The organism is Streptomyces sediminimaris (assembly GCF_047049295.1).
In the GTDB taxonomy this organism is placed as follows: domain Bacteria; phylum Actinomycetota; class Actinomycetes; order Streptomycetales; family Streptomycetaceae; genus Streptomyces; species Streptomyces sediminimaris.
The window spans coordinates 6,388,901-6,412,385 of the sequence record NZ_JBJWOT010000001.1 but is presented as its reverse complement, the minus strand read 5'-3'; the positions used below and the strand labels follow the sequence as shown (position 1 = coordinate 6,412,385).

General features: G+C 67.0%; 19 protein-coding genes. 8 read left to right on the top strand and 11 right to left on the bottom strand.

All coding sequences use genetic code 11. The annotated features are described in order from the left end of the window. Positions 1 to 9: 9 nt before the first annotated feature. From argF to ACJ9NR_RS29525, 5 genes are all read right to left on the bottom strand, one after another. On the bottom strand, positions 10 to 1,017 hold the full coding sequence (argF, locus tag ACJ9NR_RS29545) for an ornithine carbamoyltransferase (protein WP_412491924.1): 1,008 nt from the start codon (positions 1,015 to 1,017) through the stop codon (positions 10 to 12). Positions 1,018 to 1,128: 111 nt separating this feature from the next. Next, positions 1,129 to 2,352, bottom strand: a complete 1,224-nt coding sequence (locus ACJ9NR_RS29540; protein ID WP_412491925.1) for an arginine deiminase — start codon at positions 2,350 to 2,352, stop codon at positions 1,129 to 1,131. 236 nt (positions 2,353 to 2,588) lie between these two features. Beyond that, entirely contained in the window at positions 2,589 to 5,135 is a 2,547-nt protein-coding gene (locus tag ACJ9NR_RS29535; protein ID WP_412491926.1) for a polynucleotide kinase-phosphatase, read from the bottom strand. Further along, positions 5,132 to 6,694, bottom strand: a complete 1,563-nt coding sequence (locus tag ACJ9NR_RS29530; protein WP_412491927.1) for a 3' terminal RNA ribose 2'-O-methyltransferase Hen1 — start codon at positions 6,692 to 6,694, stop codon at positions 5,132 to 5,134. Before ACJ9NR_RS29530 ends, ACJ9NR_RS29535 begins: the two co-directional genes overlap by 4 nt. A gap of 167 nt (positions 6,695 to 6,861) precedes the next feature. Further along, positions 6,862 to 7,770 carry an LLM class F420-dependent oxidoreductase gene (locus tag ACJ9NR_RS29525; protein WP_412491928.1) on the bottom strand — a complete coding sequence of 303 codons (909 nt, stop codon included), beginning with the start codon at positions 7,768 to 7,770 and terminating at the stop codon, positions 6,862 to 6,864. Between the two features lie 431 nt (positions 7,771 to 8,201). On the opposite strand from ACJ9NR_RS29525, the gene ACJ9NR_RS29520 reads away from it, so the two are divergent. Continuing rightward, positions 8,202 to 11,186: a hypothetical protein gene (locus ACJ9NR_RS29520; RefSeq protein ID WP_412491929.1), complete on the top strand. Its 2,985-nt coding sequence runs from the start codon at positions 8,202 to 8,204 to the stop codon at positions 11,184 to 11,186. 127 nt (positions 11,187 to 11,313) lie between these two features. Here the strand turns inward: ACJ9NR_RS29520 and ACJ9NR_RS29515 are convergent, their stop codons facing one another. The 3 genes from ACJ9NR_RS29515 to ACJ9NR_RS29505 form a co-directional block, all read right to left on the bottom strand. Beyond that, complete coding sequence (locus tag ACJ9NR_RS29515; protein WP_412491930.1) at positions 11,314 to 11,856, bottom strand: hypothetical protein; 543 nt, start codon at positions 11,854 to 11,856, stop codon at positions 11,314 to 11,316. Beyond that, entirely contained in the window at positions 11,843 to 12,679 is an 837-nt protein-coding gene (locus ACJ9NR_RS29510; protein ID WP_412512773.1) for a TIR domain-containing protein, read from the bottom strand. Before ACJ9NR_RS29510 ends, ACJ9NR_RS29515 begins: the two co-directional genes overlap by 14 nt. 104 nt (positions 12,680 to 12,783) lie before the next feature. After that, entirely contained in the window at positions 12,784 to 14,136 is a 1,353-nt protein-coding gene (locus ACJ9NR_RS29505) for an NsdA family TPR-like regulatory protein (protein WP_412491931.1), read from the bottom strand. A 264-nt stretch (positions 14,137 to 14,400) separates the two neighbouring features. Here ACJ9NR_RS29505 and ACJ9NR_RS29500 point away from each other — a divergent pair, with 264 nt between their 5' ends. Continuing rightward, the gene (locus ACJ9NR_RS29500) at positions 14,401 to 14,964 is read left to right on the top strand and encodes an ATP-binding protein (RefSeq protein WP_412491932.1); all 564 of its coding nucleotides are present in this window, start codon (positions 14,401 to 14,403) and stop codon (positions 14,962 to 14,964) included. A 310-nt stretch (positions 14,965 to 15,274) separates the two neighbouring features. Beyond that, positions 15,275 to 15,571 carry a hypothetical protein gene (locus tag ACJ9NR_RS29495; RefSeq protein WP_412491933.1) on the top strand — a complete coding sequence of 99 codons (297 nt, stop codon included), beginning with the start codon at positions 15,275 to 15,277 and terminating at the stop codon, positions 15,569 to 15,571. A gap of 407 nt (positions 15,572 to 15,978) precedes the next feature. On the opposite strand, the gene ACJ9NR_RS29490 is transcribed toward ACJ9NR_RS29495, so the two are convergent. Further along, the gene (locus ACJ9NR_RS29490; protein WP_412491934.1) at positions 15,979 to 16,758 is read right to left on the bottom strand and encodes a GntR family transcriptional regulator; all 780 of its coding nucleotides are present in this window, start codon (positions 16,756 to 16,758) and stop codon (positions 15,979 to 15,981) included. 168 nt (positions 16,759 to 16,926) lie between these two features. Between ACJ9NR_RS29490 and ACJ9NR_RS29485 the strand changes: the two genes are divergently transcribed. The 4 genes from ACJ9NR_RS29485 (at position 16,927) to ACJ9NR_RS29470 (ending at position 20,428) form a co-directional block, all read left to right on the top strand. Continuing rightward, entirely contained in the window at positions 16,927 to 17,274 is a 348-nt protein-coding gene (locus ACJ9NR_RS29485) for an SCO3933 family regulatory protein (RefSeq protein ID WP_412491935.1), read from the top strand. Then, entirely contained in the window at positions 17,274 to 18,575 is a 1,302-nt protein-coding gene (locus ACJ9NR_RS29480) for an FtsK/SpoIIIE domain-containing protein (RefSeq protein WP_412492388.1), read from the top strand. The genes ACJ9NR_RS29485 and ACJ9NR_RS29480 overlap by 1 nt, the downstream gene beginning before the upstream one ends. Then, entirely contained in the window at positions 18,572 to 18,769 is a 198-nt protein-coding gene (locus ACJ9NR_RS29475; protein WP_356768167.1) for a hypothetical protein, read from the top strand. The genes ACJ9NR_RS29480 and ACJ9NR_RS29475 overlap by 4 nt, the downstream gene beginning before the upstream one ends. Positions 18,770 to 19,045: 276 nt before the next feature. Further along, positions 19,046 to 20,428, top strand: a complete 1,383-nt coding sequence (locus tag ACJ9NR_RS29470) for a replication initiator (RefSeq protein WP_412491936.1) — start codon at positions 19,046 to 19,048, stop codon at positions 20,426 to 20,428. Positions 20,429 to 20,546: 118 nt separating this feature from the next. Here the strand turns inward: ACJ9NR_RS29470 and ACJ9NR_RS29465 are convergent, their stop codons facing one another. Continuing rightward, complete coding sequence (locus ACJ9NR_RS29465) at positions 20,547 to 21,986, bottom strand: recombinase family protein (protein ID WP_412491937.1); 1,440 nt, start codon at positions 21,984 to 21,986, stop codon at positions 20,547 to 20,549. Positions 21,987 to 22,301: 315 nt separating this feature from the next. Between ACJ9NR_RS29465 and ACJ9NR_RS29460 the strand changes: the two genes are divergently transcribed. Continuing rightward, positions 22,302 to 22,463, top strand: a complete 162-nt coding sequence (locus ACJ9NR_RS29460) for a hypothetical protein (protein WP_412491938.1) — start codon at positions 22,302 to 22,304, stop codon at positions 22,461 to 22,463. A 404-nt stretch (positions 22,464 to 22,867) separates the two neighbouring features. On the opposite strand, the gene ACJ9NR_RS29455 is transcribed toward ACJ9NR_RS29460, so the two are convergent. Further along, positions 22,868 to 23,338, bottom strand: coding sequence for a DUF6099 family protein (locus ACJ9NR_RS29455; RefSeq protein WP_412491939.1), 471 nt, complete (start codon positions 23,336 to 23,338; stop codon positions 22,868 to 22,870). Positions 23,339 to 23,485 lie beyond the last annotated feature (147 nt).

Sequence of the window (23,485 nt, the reverse complement as noted above, 5' to 3'; positions counted from 1 at the left end):
CCCGCCGGATCAGGCCAGGGTCGCGACCAGGACCGCCTTGATCGTGTGCAGACGGTTCTCCGCCTCGTCGAAGACGACCGAGTACGGAGACTCGAAGACCTCGTCCGTCACTTCCAGCGAGTCGAGACCGTGGGTGTCGTGTATCTCCCGGCCGACCTTCGTGCCCAGGTCGTGGAAGGCCGGCAGGCAGTGCAGGAACCTGACGTCCGGGTTGCCGGTGGCCTTCAGGACGTCCATGGTCACCGCGTACGGGACGAGCGCGGCGATCCGCTCGGCCCAGACCTCCTTGGGCTCGCCCATGGAGACCCAGACGTCGGTGGCGACGAAGTCGGCGCCCCGGACGCCCTCGTCGACCTGCTCGGTGAGGCTGACGCGGGCCCCGCTCACCCGGGCCAGCTCGCGCGCCCGGTCGACGATCTCCTGGGCCGGCCAGTAGGCCCGGGGAGCGACGATCCGTACGTCCATGCCGAGCAGGGCGCCGGTGACCAGGTAGGAGTTGCCCATGTTGAAGCGGGCGTCGCCGAGGTAGGCGAAGGCGACCTGCTTGAGGGGCTTGCTCGTGTGCTCGGTCATGGTGAGCACGTCGGCCAGCATCTGGGTCGGGTGCCAGTCGTCGGTGAGGCCGTTGAAGACGGGCACGCCCGCGTGGGCGGCGAGTTCCTCCACCTTCCGCTGGCTGTCGCCGCGGTACTCGATCCCGTCGTACATCCGCCCCAGCACGCGCGCGGTGTCCTTCACGGACTCCTTGTGCCCGATCTGCGAGCCCGACGGGTCGAGGTAGGTCGTCGAGGCCCCCTGGTCGGCGGCGGCGACCTCGAACGCGCAGCGCGTGCGCGTCGAGGTCTTCTCGAAGATCAGCGCGATGTTCCGGCCGCGCAGGTACCGCGTCTCGGTCCCGGCCTTCTTGGCGGCCTTCAGCTCGGCGGCCAGCTCGACCAGGCCGAGGAACTCCTGCTCGGAGAAGTCGAGCTCCTTGAGGAAGTGGCGGCCTGCGAGGGCGGTCGGGACTGTCGCCATGGGGCACTCCAGAATGCGGGAACGTCTACGCTTGGAAGTCTATACGAAGAATCGCATGCCTATACAGTCTCCTCCCGCACCCGTCTCGCCCGCCCGTACGGCCTCGCGTACCTATACGGCCTCTCGCTCCACCGGGCAGCTCATGCACCGCGGACCGCCCCTGCCCCGGCCCAGCTCGCTGCCGGGGATCTCGACGACCTCGATGCCCTGCTTGCGCAGGTGGGTGTTGGTGGTGGAGTTGCGCTCGTAGGCGACGACGACGCCCGGCTCGACGGCCAGGACGTTGCAGCCGTCGTCCCACTGCTCGCGCTCGGCCGCGTGCACGTCCTGCGTCGCGGTCAGCACGCGGATCTCGCTCAGCCCGAGAGCGGCGGCGATCGCGCGGTGCATGTGCTCCGGCGGATGGTCGGTGACCTTGAGCTCCTTGTCCGCCGCACCCGGCTCGATGGTGTACGAGCGGAGCATGCCGAGGCCCGCGTACTGGGTGAAGGTGTCGCCGTCGACCATCGTCATCACGGTGTCCAGATGCATGAAGGCCCGCCGCTTCGGCATGTCCAGGGCCACGATCGTCTCGGCCGAACCCGCCTCGAAGAGCTTGTGCGCGAGCATCTCGACCGCCTGGGGGGTGGTGCGCTCGCTCATGCCGATCAGGACGGCGCCGTTGCCGATGACCAGGACGTCCCCGCCCTCGATGGTGGAGGGGTAGTCGGCCTGGCCCTCGGACCAGACCCGGAACGTCTCCTCGCGGAAGACGGGGTGGTGGCGGTAGATCGCCTCGAAGTGGACCGTCTCGCGCTGCCGGGCCGGCCAGCGCATGGCGTTGACGCAGACGCCGTCGTAGATCCAGGCGGAGGTGTCGCGGGTGAAGAGGTGGTTGGGCAGCGGCGCGAGGAGGAAGTCGTCCAGGTCCATGACGTGGAAGCGCACGGAGGTCGGCTCGGTGTGCGCCTCGAGGAACTCGCGCTTGGTCATCCCGCCGACCAGGGCCTCGGCCAGCTCCGGCGCGGGCAGGTTCTCGAAGGCGGCCCTGAGGTGGTCGGTGGCGAGGACGCCGTACTCCTTCTCGTCGAAGACCCGGTCCAGGACGAGGGTGCGGGCCGCCGGGATCTCCAGGGCCTCGGTGAGCAGGTCGCCGAAGAGGTGGACGGCGACCCCGCGGTCGCGCAGGACGTCGGCGAATCCGTCGTGCTCGGCGCGCGCCCGGCGCACCCAGAGCACGTCGTCGAAGAGGAGCGCGTCCTTGTTGCTGGGCGTGAGCCTTTTGAGCTCGAGGTCCGGCCGGTGCAGTATGACGCGGCGCAGCCGCCCGGCCTCGGAGTCGACGTGGAGTGCCATGCCTCCATCCTGACCATCGCCGGGCGTCTTGACCCGTCGCCGCGGGCTTTCCGCGATTTCCTGTTTTCGTCCCCTTGACGACAAACGCCCTTCCGACGCGCCGTCAAGGGGACCGGAAGCAGGACTCCGACGGCCGACATCGCCGGCGCCCAAACCGGCGCGGCGGGCACGGCGGCTGGTGCGGCGCCCCCGTCACGCTCATGTCGCGCTTACCGTCGCGGCGCCTCTCGTACGGCTCAGAGCCGCGGGTCCACCGGCTCCGACTCCAGCGCCAGCACCCCGAACACGGCCTCGTGCACCCGCCACAGCGGCTCGCCCTCCGCCAGCCGGTCCAGGGCCTCAAGACCCAGGGCGTACTCGCGGGCCGCCAGCGACCGCTTGTGGCCCAGGAAGCGGGCCCGCAGCCGGGTCAGGTTGTCGGGGCGCGTGTACTCCGGGCCGTAGATGATCCGCAGGTACTCGCGGCCCCGGCACTTGACGCCCGGCTGCACCAGCCGTCCCTGCGGACCGCGCACCAGCGCGCCCAGCGGCTTGACGACCATGCCCTCGCCGCCCCGGCCGGTCATCTCCAGCCACCAGTCGACGCCCGCCCGCACCGACTCCGGGTCCCCGGTGTCGACGTAGAGCCGCCGGGTGGTGCGCAGCAGACCGCTGCCGTCGTGCTCCACCAGCCGGTCGAGCAGGACGAGCTGCTCGTCGTGCGGCAGCCCGGCGAGGCTGCGGCCCTGGACGGCGAGGATCTGGAACGGCGCCAGGCGTACGCCGTCCAGGCCCTCGGTCGTCCAGCAGTAGCGGCGGTAGGCGGCCGTGAACGCCGCCGCGTCCGAGGCGCGTTCGCGCTGCCGGTCCAGCAGGTCGCGCACCTCGACACCCCGTGCGGCGGCACCCTCCAGCGCGGCGAGCGCGCCCGGGAACACCGCGCCGGACGCGGCACCGACGGCCGCGTACTGCGACCGCAGCAGACCGGCGGCCTTCAGCGACCAGGGCATCAGCTCGGCGTCCAGCAGGAGCCAGTCCGTGTCGAGCCCGTCCCACAGGCCGGCCTCGCCGATCGCCGTGCGGACGCGTCCGAGGACCTCCTCCGTCACCGCCCCGTCGTCGAAGAACGGCCGTCCGGTACGGGTGTACAGCGAGCCGGTCACGCCGTCGACGCCGAACCGCCTGCGCGCCGCCTCCTCGTCCCGGCACACCAGCGCCACCGCCCGCGAGCCCATGTGCTTCTCCTCGCACACCACCCGCGGCACGCCGTCCGCCGCGTACTGCGCGAACGCCTCCACCGGGTGCTCCAGGTAGCCCTCCACTGCGGACGTGGCCGTCGGAGCCATGGTCGGCGGCAGATACGGCAGCAGCCGCGGATCGACCGCGAAACGGCTCATGACCTCCAGGGCCGCGGCCGCGTTCTCCTCGCGGACGGCCACCCGGCCCTGGTGCCGGGTCTCCACGATCCGGCGGCCCCGCACGTCCCCCAGGTCGAGCGGCCGGCCGTCGTGCCCGCCGGGCGCCTCGGTGCGCAGCGGGCGGGCCGGCTCGTACCAGACCCGCTCGGCCGGTACGTCGACCAGTTCCCGCTCCGGCCAGCGCAGCGCGGTGAGCCTGCCGCCGAAGACGGCGCCCGTGTCCAGGCAGATGGTGTTGTTCAGCCAGGTGGCCTCGGGCACGGGCGTGTGGCCGTAGACGACCGCCGCGCGGCCGCGGTAGTCCTCCGCCCACGGGTAGCGCACCGGCAGCCCGAACTCGTCGGTCTCCCCGGTGGTGTCGCCGTACAGCGCGTGCGAGCGGACCCGGCCGGAGGTGCGGCCGTGGTACTTCTCGGGCAGACCGGCGTGGCAGACCACGAGCCGGCCGCCGTCGAGGACGTAGTGGCTGACGAGCCCGTCGATGAACTCCCGTACCCGCCGTGTGAACTCCTCGCTCTCGCCCTCCATCTGCGCGATCGTCTCGGCGAGTCCGTGCGTGCGCTGGACGTTGCGGCCCTTGAGGTGACGGCCGTACTTGTTCTCGTGGTTGCCGGGCACGCACAGCGCGTCACCCGACTCCACCATCGACATCACCCGGCGCAGGACACCCGGGCTGTCGGGTCCGCGGTCGACGAGGTCGCCGACGAAGACGGCGGTGCGGCCCTGCGGGTGCACGCCGTCGACGTAGCCCAGCTTGCCCAGCAGCGCCTCCAGTTCGGACGCGCAGCCGTGGACGTCGCCGACGATGTCGAAGGGGCCGGTGAGGTGGGTCAGGTCGTTGAAGCGCTTCTCGGTCACGACCGTGGCGTTCTCCACGTCGTCCACACCGCGCAGGACATGCACCTTGCGGAAACCCTCGCGCTCCAGGTGCCGCAGCGAGCGCCGCAGTTCGCGGACGTGCCGCTGGATGACCCGGCGCGGCATCCCGGCCCGGTCGGCGCGGGCCGCGTTGCGCGCCGCGCACACCTCCTCCGGGACGTCCAGCACGATGGCGATGGGCAGCACGTCGTACTGCCTGGCCAGCCCGACCAACTGGCGGCGCGCGTCGGACTGCACGCTGGTCGCGTCCACCACGGTACGGCGGCCTGCGGCCAGGCGCTTGCCCGCTATGTAGTGCAGGACGTCGAAGGCGTCCCTGGTCGCGCTCTGGTCGTTCTCGTCGTCGGAGACCAGGCCGCGGCAGAAGTCGCTGGAGATCACCTCGGTCGGCTTGAAGTGCCGGCGGGCGAAGGTCGACTTGCCGCAGCCGGAGGCGCCGACGAGCACGACGAGGGAGAGGTCGGTGACGGGCAGGGTCCGTGTGGCGCGCTCCGCTGTCTCGGTCATGCCGCCTTCGCCTCCTTCTCGGTCTTCTCGGTCTTGCCGGTCTTGCCGGTCTTGCCGGTCGTCTCGGCCTTCTCTGTCTTTTCGGTCTTGCCGGTCGTCTCGGCCTTGCCGGTCGTCTCGGTCGCCATCCGGAACACGGCCATCTGGGTGGGCGGTCCGACCTCCGGGTCGTCCGGCCCGACCGGCACGAACTCCACGCCGTAGCCGTGCCGTTCGGCCACGGCCTCCGCCCAGGCGCGGAACTCCTCGCGGGTCCACTCGAAACGGTGGTCGCCGTGCCGGGTGTGACCGGCCGGGAGGGACTCCCAGCGGACGTTGTACTCGACGTTCGGAGTGGTCACGAGGACCGTGCGCGGGCGGGCCGCGCCGAACACCGCGTACTCCAGGGCGGGCAGCCGCGGCAGGTCGAGGTGCTCGATCACCTCGCTGAGCACGGCGGCGTCGTAGCCCTTGAGACGCTTGTCGGTGTAGGCGAGCGAGCCCTGGAAGAGCCTGACGCGCGAGGCCTGGCGCTCGCCCATGCGGTCCAGCTTCAGCCGCCGGGACGCGATGGCCAGGGCGCGCACCGACACGTCGACCCCGACGATCTCGGTGAACCGCGGGTCCTTGAGCAGCGCCTGCACCAACTGGCCCTGTCCGCAGCCGAGATCGAGGACGCGGGCCGCGCCGGACGCGTGCAGGGACTCGATGATCGCCTCCCGCCGCAGCACCGCGAGCGGGGGCGGCTTCTCCTCGTCCTCGGTCTCCGCGCCGACCGCGTTGTCGAGTTCCTCCACCTCGCTGTCGTCGGTCTCCGCCAGCCGCACCAGCTCCAGCCGCTCCCTCGCCTGCCGGGTCAGCGACCAGCGGCGCGAGAGATAGCGGCTGGTGATCAGCTTCTGCTCCGGATGCGCCGGCAGCCAGCCCGCGCCGGCGCGCAGCAGCTTGTCGACCTCGTCGGGGGCGACCCAGTAGTGCTTGGCGTCGTCGAGGACGGGGAGCAGGACGTAGAGGTGGCGCAGCGCCTCGGCGAGGGTCAGTGCCCGCGACTCGAGGACCAGGCGCACGTACCGCGACTCGCCCCACTCCGGGAACTCACTGTCCAGGGCGACCGGTTCGACGGCAGCCGACCAGCCCAGCGGCTCGAACAGCCGCCGCACCAGTTCCGGGCCGCCGCGGGCGGGCAGCGCGGGCACCTCGATACGCAGCGGGCGCGGCTGCGCCGGCAGCTCCGGCCTGGCCCGGCACGTGCCCTTGATCGCGCTGGAGAACACGCTGCTCAGCGCCACGGCGAGCAGCGAGGAGGCCGCGTACGGGCGGTCGTTGACGTACTGCGCGAGTGCCGCGTCGGGCGCGCCGCCGCGCCCCTTGCCCTTCCCCCGCCGCACCAGCGCCACCGCGTCGACCTCCAGCAGCAGCGCCGCCGTGCAGCGCCGATCCTCCGCCTCGGGGTAGAAGACGTGCGCCGTCCCGTAGGAAGTGGAGAACGTCCCCGCGTTGTCGGGATGCTTGTGCAGCAGGTGACCGAGGTCGGTGGCGGGGCGTTCCGGCGTGCCGGTGGTGGTGATGGTCAGAAACATGGGCGGGGCCTCTCCGGCCGGTGGACGTTTCTCCGTGCCGTGCGCGCGAAAGCCCCCAGGGACGGTGATCCTGGGGGCCCGGCAGGACGACCGCCCCACCTTCGCATACGGCTGCCGACCGGCGCCTTCGTTTATTCCCGCCCCGCGGCGTCCGGGGCCGCCCGCTGCTACGCCAGCTGCGACTGGACGTGGGAGGAGATCTGCTCCAGGTGATCGAGGTCGGAGAGGTCGAGGACCTGGAGGTAGACGCGGCCGGCGCCGATCTCCGCGTAGCGGCCGATCTTGTCGACGACCTCGGACGGAGTGCCCGCGAGGCCGTTGGCCTTCAGCTCGTCGACCTCGCGGCCGATGGCGGCGGCGCGGCGGGCGACCTCCTGGTCGTCCTTGCCGACGCAGACGACGAGGGCGTTGGAGAGGACGAGGTCGTCCGGTCCCCGGCCGACCGCCTCGGCGGCCTCGCGGACGCGCGCGAACTGGCGTCGGCTGTCCTCGACGCCGGCGAACGGCATGTTGAACTCGTCCGCGAAACGTGCCGCGAGGCGCGGGGTGCGGCTCGCGCCGTGGCCGCCGATCAGCACCGGGATCCGGTCCTGGGCGGGCTTGGGCAGCGCGGGCGAGTCGGTGAGGTCGTAGTAGGTGCCGTGGAAGTCGAAGGTCTCGCCGAGCTTCGTCCGCCACAGGCCCGTGACGATCTCCAGCTGCTCCTCCAGGCGGCCGAACTTCTCCTGCGGGAAGGGGATGCCGTAGGCCTTGTGCTCCTCCTCGAACCAGCCCGCGCCCAGGCCGAGTTCGACGCGGCCGCCGGACATCCGGTCGACCTGCGCGACCTGGATGGCGAGCACGCCGGGCAGCCGGAAGGTGGCGGCCGTCATCAGCGTGCCGAGGCGGATGCGCTTGGTCTCGCGGGCCAGGCCGGCGAGCGTGATCCAGGCGTCGGTGGGGCCTGGCAGGCCGTCCGCGGAGCCCATGCTCAGATAGTGGTCGGAACGGAAGAATGCCCCAAAACCGAGTTCCTCGGTCGCCTTCGCCACGGTGAGCAGCGTGTCGTAGGAGGCCCCCTGCTGGGGCTCAGTCAAGCCCTGCTCATGCACTAATAACTTCGCTGGTCAGGGGGTTGAATGATGCCGTTCCGTACATCCCGGCCTCGTCCGTGCCATGCATCGAACTGTCAGGGTCGTGTTCGGTTGCGGCTCGCTTGTAGTAAGCGGGACGATGCTCCGAAGGAGGCAGAATGGTGACTGATCTTGAGTTCACTGCGTCTCATCGAACGCCCGACGCACAACGTCGCGAACGGGTTCGACAGCATCTGCGCCAACTTGGCCCAGGTCCTCTCGCGTTGTTCGAGGACATCTGCACGTTAGTAGACAGCGATGTGCAGCTGGCTGCCAAGTCGATGCTGATCTCCCACCTGCTGCGAGAACTGGAGAGCGCAATCCGAGCCGTGCTTGTGCCGGCCGAGGCACGACGCCCGCGAGAGCCCTCACAGGGGAGCAGCCACGGGGACGAGGTGAAGGCAATCCTCGATGCCCTGGGCATTAAATGGGACAGCGTAGTGGGACGCGCCTGGCTAGCTGAGGTGGGCAGGCAGCATGGGTATGCGCACCGTCATGGACTAGAGCACCCCAGCCCGGTCGATGAAAAACTGCTCACACGAGTTGAGCGACTGGAGGTAGCGTTCGACGCTGTCCTGGACCGATTCGATGCGCGCTACTGTGCGATGGCCGATCGGCTTGAGGCGCTTGCGGCAACCCGTGAGCCGACCAAAGAGCACGCGAGGCAGCTCCGGCAGGAGTTCCCGCAGGACTATCTAACTCTTGAACTTTTCTTCGACCGACTTGAGGGGGCAGCATGGTTGCGCCCGCTCCAGCAGAAGAAGTTCTTCACCGCACCTCCTGGTCCAGTCGTCGACAGCGATGCTGGCACAATCACCTTTCCGCCATGGCCAGCTTCAGCCTATCTGGTAAGAGTTGCAGCAGTAGATCCCATAGCAGTTCTAGATATCGCATCTAATATTCCAGGCAGCGATAATCCGCGGGTCAACCTCGACTTGGTGGAGGTTGCCCTACTTGTGCCAGCATCCAAGTTCCAACGGCTGGTCCCCCGTGCTGTGGAAGCGCTACGCAGACCTTACGTAATCGGGGAAGAACGCTACGCTCAGCTCGCAAGGCGTTGTGCTGATCATGGACAGGCCGACGATGCTATTGAGTTGATGACCGCATTGTTGGACGTGGATCCTCAGACGCACGAGGCAAGCATCGATGACTACGCTTATGCCGAGATCCTGCAAGAGCACAATGTTGCTTTCACTAGAAGCTTAGGTGTGGGCTGGCTGGAGATGCTCGCGAGTCTGCTAGATCGGTCGCTTGGTCGTGATGGTCTGCAAGCCGGCAGACCCGGAGGCGAAGATCTTTCGCGGACCTGGTTTGCGGCTCTTGAAAATCGTCCCGGGTCGCCACACGCAGATCTACCCGCACTGTTGACCGCAGCCGTGCGTGATAGCGCTGAGCAGCTTGCCGAGGATGGTGAGGTCGGTCTTGATGCCGTACTGGTTCTGCTTGGCGCGTACCCGTGGCTCGTCTTTCGCAGGCTGCGCTTGTACCTACTTGAGCGACACGGCTCCCAGCTACCTGACGTGGTCCAAAACCTACTGACCGACCCATCCTGCATTCAGGATCGCTACCTTGCACGCGAATGGATGCGACTGGCTCGGGCGCATGCTGGCAACTTGCCCCCCGTTGCACGCGGTGCGCTGCTTTCTGCTATCTCAGCAGGGCCAGATGATGCATGGAAAATGCGATACCTAACACCAGGTGAGAATGAGGATCTATCAGCCGATCGCCTCGAGATCTGGACTGGACTGTGGCGTCGTGACCGTTATGCCGCCGCAGAGTCCATCCTCACGGACGAAATGCGTCAACAGTACGAGGAGTTGTGTGAGCGATTCGGATCCGCAACATCGTTGGATGATGTGCCCGAGAACTTCCGTTTCTATGGTCCTCCTAGTAGTTCAGTCACAGCAGGGGAGCTGAGTGCCCTAAATCCCGTCGATCTAGTGGCCCGCGTCTCCGCATGGACCCCTTCGGAAACATGGTCTGGAACCGATGCTGAGTCATTTGCCGCAGAATTTCGCAGTGCCGTGGCGTCGCAAGCACTAACGTTCTCTGCCCAAGCTGACCTCTTCGGTATCCTCAGCGATGAACACTTGGCAACCGTCTTGGGAGGCTTCTTTGATGCTGCTCAAAACGGTGTCCCGGTCGATTGGCCGCCGCTATGCCGCCTAGCCAATGCAGCCGTCGTTCGGACAGGGCGTGAACATAGTAACGAGGTTCACCGCCAAGCCGCACTCATGCTGCTATCAGGTCTGTCGCATCTCGGGAACCCGATCCCGGCGGAGTTGAGTGACTCGGTGTGGCAATCTATCTCCAGTCTCGTCGAGACGCCCTCACCCGCTGTTCCACGCAGCCTCGTTGATGACGATCAGCAGCGCCTCTGGAGCGAGGCCCGGGAAGCTGCCCTGCGAGCCGCTGTGGCCTGGGCATGCTGGCGGTATCGCCAAGGTATGGACTACTCACGTTTCTTCAACTCTCTTGACATCATTCTGTCGGAGGTCCTGCCTGCACCACAACGGGGTGGGATGACGGTCGCCACAGTAATCGGCTCACTGATTAACCAGCTTCACACTCTCGATCCTATCTGGGTCAGGAGCCATCTCACCCTGCTGTCAAATACCGACCCGTTTGGAAAAATCGCTTGGAAAGCCTACCTCTCTTCTGCTCAGCCGACTCAGTCGGTGGCGCCGCTACTCTTGGACACTTATCGCGCTGCTGCACGAACTCCCATTAGCGCCGATAGCGACTATCACCGAGCAGCGCTGCAACGCCGTCTCGGTGAGCACTTGCTCAGCCTCTATCTAAGAAGCCAGGTGGAACTTCACGACGAACAGAGCCCACTGGCTGAGTATTACAGCGTCTCATCTGCTGAAATTGCACAAGAACTTGCTGGCAGCCTAGGCGCAGCTATTCAAAACAATGATCTTTCCGAAGATACAATCCTCCGACTCCAACAGTGGTGGGATTGGCGTGTCGCTAACGCAGCTGACATGCTGAAACGTGATCAAAAATCTCCGTTCCGCGAAGAGCTGCTCACATTCATCGGTCCATTGGTAAGCAGTGGTTCGTTTTCCCGGCAATGGCGACTAGGGCAGCTCGAGAAAGTGTTCTGCACAGTCGGCACATTTGGCCGCGACCCCCGCATCTTCAAATTCCTTGCCGCTGCTTGCGAGACGATCGCCGGCCCTGTTATGGAATTCCTGAAGGACTGGGTGCTCACCTTGGATTCCTCCGACTGGACACCGCGGCTACAAGAAGCCTATCTACGCACCGTCCTTCTAACGGGCCTAGGAACGCCGGACCTTCGCGATCTGGCGGAAGACATTATCAATCGCGCAGCCGCGCGTGGCCATCGTCAGTTCCGACCCCTCTTGGTCACGTAGCCGCTGCACTCCAGGACTGCCTCATTCCCGGGCTCAGTTATACACGTAACGCGATCGGACCACCGGCTGGACGGCAAGAGCCATGGCCGTATTACCCGCGGCGTATTCGACCATGAGGACAACACAATTACTCCCATTGAATGTAAAATCGCTCCACGAGATCCATTATGAGGTCTGCCGGATCTTCACCACGCTCTTTCATGTACAACATCTCATTGAGGTGCTCTACATTTAGAAATAGGATGACCTTTTCATCTTCGGCGTACACGGTGTTTCGTTTTACGTGGGCAGCTTCGTTGGGCTCTTTTGTCGATACGATCAGTGCCAGACGCCCCATCGGCCTGGTTAGATAGTTGCGCGTCTGATTCACCTCGTCCTTGCCAACCTCCTCACTGTCATAGTTCTTGAACTCAACCAGAATCATACGGGCGCTTAGCTCGCGTAAGAGCCTTCCCCAGTGATTAGAATCGCCGTGGTTACGGTTCGGAAATATCGCATCGCGGCGATCGATTCCAGAGTGTGACCTAGGCTGGATAAAAGGGTTCGAAAGTTGTGGTACGAATAGATGAATCAGTATGGCGATTGCGACATCCTCAAACTGTTTCCAGCCGGAGGCTCCGCGCGGAACAGCCCTGAGCTGGGTTCTGAGTATCTCCTCAGGAGTGGCCATCGCGCCCCACCTCTGTCGAAGTGCCGAAGTGTCGGGATACGATCTGTGGGCGCTGCCGGAGAAGATTCTTGAGTTCAATTCCGTCGAGAACTCGCATGATAATATTAGATCTTTGCGCTAACTCCCTGACATAGTCTCGGGCTACGGAAGTCACCTGGGCATTCGTGACAAGCAATCCATGCGTTCCGCCAGGAGCCGTAGCGAGAGCGCCTGCGAAGTTCCTAATTGCTTGAATTGATACGCGTTGATGTGAGTACAGTTTTGTCTCTACGAGCCACACATCTGTTTCAGGTAACCCGAACGGATCTGTGCGGTTGTACGAGGCGCGTATGTCAGCGCCCACATCTCCATGGCTATGCACTCTCTCCAGATGAAACCCAACGGATTCCAGTAGATCGGCGATCAAACCCTCAAACTTCATGGAGTCTAGCTCGTCAAAGTCTATGAGGGACGTGATATCGATCTGTTCTACAAGATGTTGCAGCCCTAATGTGATATCGCTCGCAAGATCGATCACCGGACGGTTGAGTAGCGCGGTGGGCAGTTCCGTTGGCGCAATGAGCGCTGGGATGAGTTGGGCGCCGCGGCGGTCGATGTCGGGCGATAGAGCGTATTCGATTTCCTTGTTAACCCACTTACTTGTCACGGATGCAGGCGACAAGAGGGCGACCACGATATCGCTTGCTCGAATGTCGTCGCGAAATGATTTAGTCCAGTTTTCTCCAGGACGCACCACTCGTTTCGGATAGACAACATCGAACCGTCGACCCAGCCCATCCGTGACAATTCGCGCTAGTGCACTGTCCTCGTGAGCGTAACTAATAAAAACTCGTGTGCGACGGATTTCTAACTCCCGAGCTGCTCGTTATTGAACACTTAGCGACATTCAAATCTTCTTCGTGATGGCCATTCGATGGTCAACGCGGTTCAAAATGGCAGCTCGGGCGTGGTTGAGCCCCGCTTGATGGTCATGATCTGTTCGTGAAATTCACGGGTGGCGCTCTCGCGCGGGTAGCGGGCGCGGAGTTCCTTGTCCAACTCGGCAGCGACCAAAAGTAGGGATGGGAGGGACTTGCGGTCGGTTTCCAGGGCCGTGGTGCCCATGCCGATGGCTTCTTCTATCTCGCCGGTGCGGGCGGCGGCGACTCCGAGTGTGAGGCGGGCTTCGGCGGCGCGCATGGGGGAGATCTCGGTTCCGTCGGGGCCGGTGCTGATGTTGATCACTGAGCGGGCGTGGGTGGCGGCGCGCTCGTCGTGTCCGAGGAGGCGGTAGGCGTCCATCTCGTAGAAGTCCCACTTGTCCGGGTCGATGATGAAGTGATGTTCGGGGTGGTCGGGCCGGGGAAGCCGGTCCAACCTTGCGCGGCCGGCGTCGAGGGAGTCACGGACCAGGCGGGCGTCTCCCATGCGTGCGGCGGCGCGGGCCTTGTGGGCGTAGAGCTGCACGCCGACGGAGTGTGTTTGGTCGGCCACGTGTCCGGCTTCGACGGCGGTGAGCATGTCTTGCCAGCGGCTCTGGGTGAGGGCGAACCATGCCTCGATCTCCCACGCCCACGCCTTGATCTCGCCGTGCCCGGCCTCTTCACCGATGCGGAGTGCGGCGGCCTTGCTGAGGTTGGCGGCCTCGCGCTGGCCCCGGTCGTATTGGACGCACGCGTTGAGCAGGAACAGCCATCCGGCGTCGACGAGTAGTTCGCGGTGCTGGCGGAGGGTCATCCGGCTTTCGAGCTGTTTGGTGACGTAGTGCAGGCCGTTCTTGGTGCGCTCGTGCAAGTAGTCAGCGTTGGCGTACGGGTAGGCGCGGGCCAGTTGATCGATGCCCTGCTCGATCGATTCCAGAGCCGCGCCGTTGATGCTGGACATCTCCGTGCGACGCAGCATCTCTGCGATGTCCCATATCCCTGCACCACCTTTGGCAATCAGGGTGCTGGGGTCTTCCGGCTTGGTGGCTCTGGCCGGTCGTTCCAGCTCCCACGGGCGCGGGGCGAGTCCTGCGAGGTAACCAGGAATGCGTAGGCCGTCCACCACTTCGAGGATCTTGTGGAACTGGATGATCCGTGGGCGGACGCCGTTGCCGTTGGTCTCGGGGCGGGCCATCTTGCCGATGTGCTCCGGCTTGTACCCGGTTGCCTCGGCGATCTTGGCGTAGCTGATGTTTCCGTGGATCTTGGCGAGTCTGAAGACCTCTCCGAAGTCGTGGTTGGAGATCGCCGACCGCACGTCCGCGCGTTCCAGAACGTGAGGCGGGAGAGCTGCCGGTGTCGGTGCCGCTGCGGTCATCTCACTTCCCCATCGTGATTGACCAAACGTCTCTTCTGGGTCGATCTTCTCTTTCGATCTTCGCGTCCTGTCCGTCTGGCGAGTCTACCCAGGGGGTTTCCCAAGCGGAGGGGGCCGAGTGGGGTCAGGGGTAGCCCAAGGGGCCTTGGGGGTCCCCAAGTGGGGGATCCCCCAGTGGGGGGAGCGACGGCCGGGCATGGGGTGGACTCTGGGGCACCCTGCCGGGAGGGTCTCGGCAGGCGTGGCCAGAGACGGAACTGTGTGATGGACGCGAGGAAAGATCGGCACGAGCGAGTGGTGCAGGAATTAGATGCGTTCGCTCACTGGTTCGCGGCGCCCGACCCCTCTTCTTCCGGGAACTTCCTGACGCTGACCCTCTTCGCCGAGTGCCGCGATTCGGCGCGAGTGGCGCGTGACATGACGGCCGTGTTCCTTGAGCGCGGAGGTACGAACGAAATCGTGGATGATGCCCGACTGATCGTGTCGGAACTCGTGGGCAACGTCGTGAACCACGCGGTCCCGGAACTCTGCCTGGCGCAACCCGGCGGCGCTCGGCGCATCGATGTGACCTTCAAGCTGTGGCCGAAGTGGCTCTTCATCGGCGTCACGGACGAAGACTCGACTCCTCCCCTGCTGCCGATGGAGGACACGTTCTCGCCGGGTCTGATGGGAGAGCTGTCGGAGGCGATCTTGCCCGACAGCGGGCGGGGACTGCTCATCGTTCAACGGCTGGCAGCGGCGACCTGGTGGACGCCTGAGGACAAGGGCGGCAAGACCGTGTGGTGTCGCCTCGACCTCGGCGGCGGAGTCTCTGACGACCCGTCTTGATGATCTCCGAGCTGTCGCCTCCGCGTAGCTCCCTTGGGAGTGGGCGGCAGTCCGGGGCCGGAGGGTGCGCTCTCCGGTGATCGGGGCGTGGCTCCTCGGGACTGTCCGCCGAGTTCCCCACTCGGACCCGGGAGTCACGCTCCACAACCTCATACCGAGACCGGACCACCCCCGCGCCTGGCAGCAACCGGGGTGGTCCGGGAGGGGACACAGCGATCCCCGGTGCCTGATGGTACCGGGGTCGTTGTGCTGCACATCTGCCCTAGTCCAAAGAGAGTTGACGATCTGTTACCAGAGTGGGAGTGGCGGGATGACTGGCACGGGTGATGAGTGGCTCGGTGATGGGCTCGACGTGGCGGGCGGGGAGTTCGGTCTGTGGGTGTCCGGCGTGGACTACATCGCGGGGTGGCGTGAGGCGCGCACCGCTGCCGACCGGCTGAACCGTGCGTTTCTGGGTGAGGGTTTCGAGTTGTCGGAGTTACGGGCTGTGGCCTCGACGTACGACGACGGGCGCGGGGTCGTACGCCTCGTGGGCTGGCCCGATGCCGTGGTGCGACTCGCCTGGCTCCTGGAGGCGCGCGCGGATGGCAGCGGTGGTGCAGCGTGAGGAGTCTTTTCGCTGGTGAGCGGTGCGCGTGGGCACGTCGCCGGCTGGAGAGACTTTGGGCGGTAGCTGCCATGGGGCGAGTGAACAGGGGGCCTTACGCTCGCCAGCGGATCGGGCAGTCCTTGGACCTGCCCGCAATAGCCCGATCGGCCCCCTGTTCTTCGAGGCTCGCCCCATGGGAGCTGCCTAAAGTCTCGGAGGCCGTCGACCCCCAGCCCACCACGCCCCAGCCCGCTACGGCCGGTGGTCGCCTCGCCTCCTTGGGCGTGCTGCGGGCGGGGGCGCCCGGCGACCGGACGGGACCGGCGGCCACGCCGCACGCCCGGCCGGGGCGGCCGGGCGCCCCGGCGCGCCGCAGGCGCGCCCTTGAGGAAGTGAAGGCTGTTTCGACCGATTGCCGTGGCCGGTCAGGTGCGGGCGCGTCGCGCGGGCTGCTTGTCGGCGGTGATCCGGTAGGCGAGTTCGGCACGGTCTGCGCCGAAGCGGAGTTCTTCGAGGAACAGCGGCCGGTCGTCGGCGTCGTGCGTGACGCGGGCAAGGTGCAGGAGCGGGGTCGCGTCCGGGAGCTGGAGCGCGGTCCGCTCGTCGGGCAGCGGCATGCGGGCACGGACCGTCTCGGTCCACGTCAGCTTGTGTCCGGCCTGGGTGAGTACCCAGTAGATCGCTGCCGCAGGCTTGCACGGTTCCTTGCCGAGCAGCGGCACGGCTTCGGCGACTTCGAACGGGATCAGTGTGCGGTGCATGGCGCGCGTCCCCGTGCTGGGGTCGACGAGAAGGCGGTCGCAGCCGAACAGGGCCTCTTCCTCGTCGAGTTGGAGGAGGCGGCCGGTGTCCTTCGTGGTGTGGGTGCGGTAGGTGCTCGGTTCCTCGGCCTCCTGCCAGGTGTCGCCGTTAGGCATCACGAACTTGCCTTCGGTGGTGCGGCTGATACGGCGCTCGATGGTGAGGTGGGGCTGTCCGCTGGCGCGGACGAAGCTGCCTTTGCCGTGGCGGACGTCGATGAGTCCTTCCGCGCGCAGGGCCGCGACCGCGTTGCGGACGGTCGGCCGCGAGACGCCGTAGCGCGTCATGAGCTGGGCCTCGGAGGGCAGCAGGGAGCCGGGCGCGAACTCGCCGGACAGGATCGCTTCCCGGATCGCGGCGGCCACCTGCTGGTAGAGGGCTCCGGGGCGCTGGATCTCCGACATCTGGGCATCTCCGACGGGTCGGGGTCGTAGGCACGTCGCACGCGCGACGTCACTCGTCAGCATAAGTAGTTGCACTCGTCCCGTACAGACCTCCATAGTCGTAACTCGTAAGGACAAGTGACGTCAGCATCAGAGTTGGCGTCGTGACTGGCCAAGGAGGCCAACGAAATGCAGTCCATACCCGTGGACACGGCACGACTGGGCGTACTGCGGTGCGCAGGCGCGCCTGAGGTGAAGTTCAGCAACTCCGAGACGCAGGAGGTGAAGAAGGACCGGGACGGCAACCCGGTCTACAGCGTGGCCGTCACCGTGCGGCCGGACGGACGGCGCATCTCCGTCATCGAGATCGCGGTCAGTGGTGAGCCCAAGGGCCTCGACGCGGGCCAGATCGTCAAGGTCACCGGTCTGACGGCGTTCGTGTGGGCGATGGGCGACCGGCACGGCGTCAGCTTCCGCGCCGACGCCATCACCCCCGCCCACGGCGGCCCGGCGCACGGCAAGGGCGGTGACGCGTGATGGGACCGCTCCTGCTCGCCCTCGCCCTGGCCGTGCTGGCCTGGGTGCTCGTGGTCGGGGACCTGGTGCGCCGGCATCGTCCGGTCTGGCACTGGTACCTGACCGGCTACCCGGTCACCGCCTGCCGGGTGCTGGCCACCTGGCGCAAGGTCACCATGCTCAATGACCTCGCCGTCTCCAAGCGTCCGCCCCGCGGGCTGCTCGGGGATCTGATGGTCAAGGGTGATCCGCTGAGGCCGATCGCTCCGCGGCTGTCGTTCCCGCGGGCCACCCGGCTGGGGCTCACCGTGATGGTGCGGCTGCACGCGGGCCAGACCCCGGCCACGTACATGAAGGCGGCGGACGCCCTGGTGCACGCGTGGAAGGTCCATGCGGTGCGGGTCACCTCGCCGGAACGCGGGCTCGTCCTGCTGACGGCGACGGCCACCGATCCGCTCCAGCGGCCCGGCTTAGCCACCGCTCCGGCCGCACTCCTGTCCGCCCTCGTCGGCGTCCTGGAGAGCGGTGGGGCGTGGGTGATGGACCTGCGGCTCGTGCCGCACTGGCTCATCGCCGGGGCCACCCGCTCGGGCAAGTCCACCCTGCTGGCCCGGTTGATCACCCAGCTTGCCCCGCAGCCGGTCGCCCTGGTCGGTATCGACTGCAAGGGCGGCATGGAACTCGGCCTGTTCGCCGGACGGCTCAGCGCACTGGCCACGTGCAGGCGGGAAGCGGTCACCGTGCTGTCCGCCCTGGCGGTCGACATGCGCGACCGCATGCAGGCGTGCCGGTCGGCCGGTGTCCGCTCGATCTGGGAGCTCCCCGATCGACTGCGGCCGGTGCCGGTCGTCGTGATCGTCGACGAGATCGCGGAACTGTACCTCTCCGACGGCACCCGCGAGGGCAAGGCGGAGGCGGAGCAGTGCTCCACGCTGCTGCTCCGCCTCGCCCAACTCGGGGCCGCGCTCGGCCTGCACCTGGTCGTCGCCGGACAGCGGGTCGGCTCCGACCTCGGCCCCGGCGTCACCGCCCTGCGGGCACAGCTCGGCGGCCGCATCTGCCACCGGGTCAACGACCCCGGCACGGCGGAGATGACCCTGGGCGACCTCAACAAGGACGCGGTGGCCGTCGCGCAGTCGATCACGGCGGAGGAACGCGGCGTGGCCGTGTGCACGGGCCAGGAGGGCGGCTGGAGCCGTGCCCGCTCCCACCTCACGCCCACCGAACAGGCCGTAACGATCACGCAGAAGTACGCGGCCACCACGCCCACGCTGCCTGCCCTGCACGGCGTCGTTGAGGTGCTGGAAGGAGACGACCGGTGATCAGCGAAGGAACGGCGTTCACGTTCGCGGTGATCTTCGGGATCATCACCGTCCTCCTCGTCCGCTCCCGCGACGTCCGGGCCTGGGAAGCGGTCTGCGTCGGCCTGTTCGGCGTCTACCTCGGCCAGACCCCCGTGGTCTTCACCATCCACGGCCTCGTCACCTGGCTCATCAGCGGCTTCTCCCACACCTGACCCCAGAAGGGAACGCACGCCATGCCCATGCCCCGCGTGAGGTGCCCGAACTGCAAGGGCGACGGAGCCCGTAAGACCTGGACCGGACGGCTGCGGCGCTGCCGCATCTGCCGGGGCACCGGAACCATCCGCTGACCAACAACCCCACCCACCGGACCACCGAGAGGACAACCCCATGGACGACGGCGCACCACCCATCCACCGAGCCGCTACGGCGGCCCACCCCGGAAGGTCACCACCATCACCCCGGAGTTCACCCCGGCTGACAGGCGCGCCGTGCTCGACCGCGCGGCGCGCCTGCGTCAGCTGTCCGAAGCAGACCGCGACGCCATCCGCCTCGCCCAAGATCCGAAGTTCCCGCGCTGGCTGGAGCAGATCACCGCAACCGGCGGCTGTGCTCACCCCGTCCACCTCTCCGGCTCCACCACCACCCTGGAGGGGGCAACCGGCGAGATCCTGAGCCACTACGACACCCGCCATGAGCCCGGCGAACGCCTCCTCGTCCGCTGCCGCAACCGACGCGCCACCGTCTGCCCCGCCTGCTCCCGCCTCCACGCAGGCGACACCTACCACCTCGTCCGCGCGGGCCTGCTCGGCGGCAAGAACGTCCCCGCGGCCGTCCGCCACCGCCCCCGGCTCTTCGTCACCCTCACCGCCCCGTCCTTCGGCGCCGTGCACCGGACCGGGGAGACGTGCCGTCCCCGCCGCGACGGCGGAACCTGCGAACACGGCCGTTCCCTCGGCTGCGGCGCCGTCCACGCCCCGGACGTACCCCTCGTGGGCCAACCGTTGTGCGCCGACTGCTACGACTACACGGCCCACGTGCTGTGGCACGCGCACGCCTCAAAGCTGTGGGATCGGTTCGTGATCAACGTCAGGCGGCGCCTGGCCTCCTCGGTCGGCCTCGTACAATCCCGCTTTGCTCGGCACGCGCGGCTGTCCTTCGCGAGGGTTGCTGAGTACCAGAAGCGGGCGGCCGTCCACGTGCATGCCGTGGTTCGCCTCGACGGCCCCAACGGACCCGGCGACGAACCCCCGGCCTGGGGCACTGCCGAACTGCTCGCCGATGCCGTGTGCGCGTCCGCCCAGCGGGTTCTGGTCCACACTCCCTACAGCCCGGCCGTAGGTGAACTGGCCTTGCGCTGGGGCACCCAGGTCGATGCCCGGCCGTTGCGCGCCGACGACGACGGACCCGATGACGATGCCGTGGCTGCGTACGTCGCGAAGTACGTCACCAAAGGCGCGAGCGAGACGGGCGCCGGCACCGACCACCCGCTCACCACCTGGGCCGACATCGACGCCGCACGGGTCAGCAAGCACGTGCGGACTCTCATGCGGGCCTGCTGGCGTCTCGGCGGACTGCCGGAGTTCGAGCACCTGCGCCTGCGCTCCTGGACACACACGCTCGGCTACCGGGGCCACATCCTCACCAAATCCCGCGCCTACTCGACCACCTACGCAGCACTCCGCGCCGAACGCGCCCACCACATGGGCCACGACGACATGCCCGACGCGGTCACCGAACGGCACTGGCGCTACGTCGGCTCCGGCCACACCCCCGGTGCCGCGCTCATCGCAGCCGGAGTCGCTGATGACATAGCCGTCCTCCGAGAGATCGTTCGAGAAGAAATGGACCGGTCCGGGGGTAGCGGCCTTTGAACCCTCGTGAGGAAGAGCGGGCCCGATGGGTGAAGAAGCAGACTGCCAAATTCCCGACCCGCTTGGGACCGAAGAGCGCAGAGCGCCTTGCTCGGCTCCTCAGTCCCAAACCGGAACGCTAGTCCCACAAGGGGGCAGGCTCGATCTCGATGCGGCCCAGGTCGAGCCCCCTCCCCATTTTCTTGGCCGGATGGATGATTACCGCCGAGAATAGAAAGCGGTAAATGGCATTCATGCGCGCATAGTTTCTTTCATTCTCAAGCTCTGCCCATGCTTTGCGGGCGTCGGGTCCTGCGATTCCTTGTAGCACAGCCACCGGTCGTTGCACGGTACGGCGCTGGCGCTCTTTTATCCGGTCTTCGATTGCCCGGCGCATCGTCCGGTATTCAGGAGTGGGAACTTCCTTCGCAAGCCACATCTGGTTGAGTTCCTGAAGCTGCCGGGCGTCGTCCTCGTCGGCCTTGACATCGGTTTCCGGCCGGGAAGTGGTTGCGGGCTTGTGCCCGGTGACGTCTAGCTTTTCCAGGACTTCAAGTGCCACGTCCTTAACTGCCGCCTCAAGCGGGTCGGCGGCGATCACTCGCTGGCACTTTCCCTCACCGTTGAAAGCCATTCGCGTACAACGATAGTTCGCCTTGGCCTTGGTCTTGCTCCCGGCCATGCGTTGCCCACACGTACAGGTGGCAACCCCACGGAGCAGGTAGTAACGCTGAGGACGCTTTCCCTCCGTGTGCTGCGCGGCGCGGTAGGAACGTACTTCCTGCACTTCCTGCCACTGCCCAAGGTCAATGATCGCGGGCCAGTTCCCGGTCCCGATTTGTTCACCTCGGTAGACCTGTATGCCCGCAAGGAAAGGCTGCGAAAGAAGATTGCGAATGTTGGTGCCTTGCCAGGTCTTACCTTGGGCCGTTGTGATCCCTCGCTCATGCAGATCCCTTGCCAGAGCTTCCGGTGATTCGCCGTCCAGGTAGCGGCGGAAAATATCCCGGATGACCTCCGCTTCCTCCTCCACGATTGCACGCCGGTCCGGCGTGTAACCGTAAGGGCGCTTGCTCATGTGAGGATCGCCCGCACGCGCCTTTTCCTCCAACGCAGAGACTATCCGCCGGGACGTGTCGTCCGAAGAGCGGCAAGCGTGCGCAACCTCGATGCGCAGAATGAAGCGATCATCGGGGTCGGAAAGATCCCTGCGGTTGGCCTGACCGTGCAGCGTGATGTGCTGGTCATCGGCAACCGCGAGCAGTTGTTCCAGGTCCTTGGGCTGCCGCATTAAGCGGTCGGGGTGGTACACGAGAACGTGCCGGTATTTCCCCGTCGCCATGTTCTCCAGTAACTCGTCCCACCCCGGACGCTCGCGATTCCGACGCCACGCGGATCGGTTGTTGTCCACGAACACGTCAGCAACGTGCACGCCGAGACGATCCGCCGTCTCCCGGCAGATGCGCTCCTGCCGGTCCACCCCTGTCTGGTCCTCGTCGCCGGCCTGGGAGATCCGGCAGTAGATCGCCGCGTCTCCGCCGTCGGGCTTCGCCTGCTTGCCGTTCCTCGATTGCCTCATGAGAAAGAGTGTATGAAAGGGCCATGACATCGGTGAAGATGCGAAGATCCATGCGTCCATCCTGCACGCTCCCGGGCGGGCCGGCCCCACCGGTGTCCTATGGCGCCCGCTTCCCCCCGGCCGGTGCAACGCCCGCCTCCACGGTCGGGTGAAATCCGTCAACGCCGCGCCCGGGGCAGGCACCCGCCAGTGACCGGGCCTTATGGCGATCGTTGGGCGAGCGGAGCCGGACCGCCCGGCGCCCGCGCCGGCCGGTCTTCGCCGGTGTGTCACCCGCGTGGGCCTGTCTCGGGGCCCGGGGTCGAGGAGGCCGTCATGTCCGAAGAGTCCGTTCCGCAGCAGGGCGGAGGCACCGGCCGGCCCAAGGGGCTGCTGGAGCAGATGGAGGAACTGATGGCGGCGCTGAACGCGGATCTGTCGGCACTGGACGCCGACCTGCAGTCCGCGGGGCGGGGGGCGGAGGAGGAGTCCGGCTGACACCGGCCGCACCCGGCGGAGGCCCGCGGACATCCGGTGCCGGTGCCTGCGCCGACCGCCACCGATGCCTGCGCCCGCCACTGCACCGGCGCCGGTCCGGGTGCCGGCGCCGTGGCGGGTGCCTGCGCCGGTGCGGACGCGGGTGCCGGTGTCATGGCGGGTGCCTGCGCCGGTGCGGACGCGGGTGCCGGTGTCATGGCGGGTGCCTGCGCCGGTGCGGGTGCCGTGGTAATTGCTTGCGGCGCGGGTGCCGGCGCCATGACGGTCACTTGCGCCGGTGCGGACGCGGGCGCGGGTGCCAGTGCGAGCGCGGGCGCGGGCGCACGTGTTCGTCGCCGGTCTCGGTGGGCGCGCCAGTGCCGTTGCCCGTGCCGGTGCGGGCGCGGGCACCCCGGTGGCGGACCCTAGCCCGCCTCCCTCTGCGGCAACGCCTCTTCCCGATCCGCCAGCCTGCGCAGCATCTCCCGCACCCGGTCCCTGGACTCGTCCGCCGCGTCGATGGCCTCCATGCACTGCCAGTAGGTGCCCTCGTCGTCCGCGGCGCACGCGACGCCCACCAGGGCGATGCTCACCTCGCCGAGCAGGCCGTCGAGGAAGAGGAGCGCCTGACGGGCGTCACCCAACTCGGTGAGCTGGGCCGCACGCAGGTCTTCGGTGGCGAGGCGCGGTGCGTCCAGGACACCGCAGCCACGGCCCGCCAGCTCCGTCAACCCCAGCGCCTCACCGCGTAGTTCAGGTGGACCGGCCACCGCGAGGCGGGTTCCTATCGCCTGCGCCAGGGCCTGCGCCTGCCACACCTCCTCCATGGTCTCCGGCGCAGCCCCGCTCCCTGTCAGGGCGCGTCTGCTCGTCACGATGAGCCGCACAGCGTCCATGCGCTGCCCCCGTCCGTCCCGACGCGCTGCCCACGCGTCTGCCCGAACTCCGTTGTCCACTACCCAGAGTGAGGGCGTGTGGGACGAAAAGCCAGAGGAAGACCGAAATCTGTGGACAACAAACCGAATTCAGGCCGGATTACGACT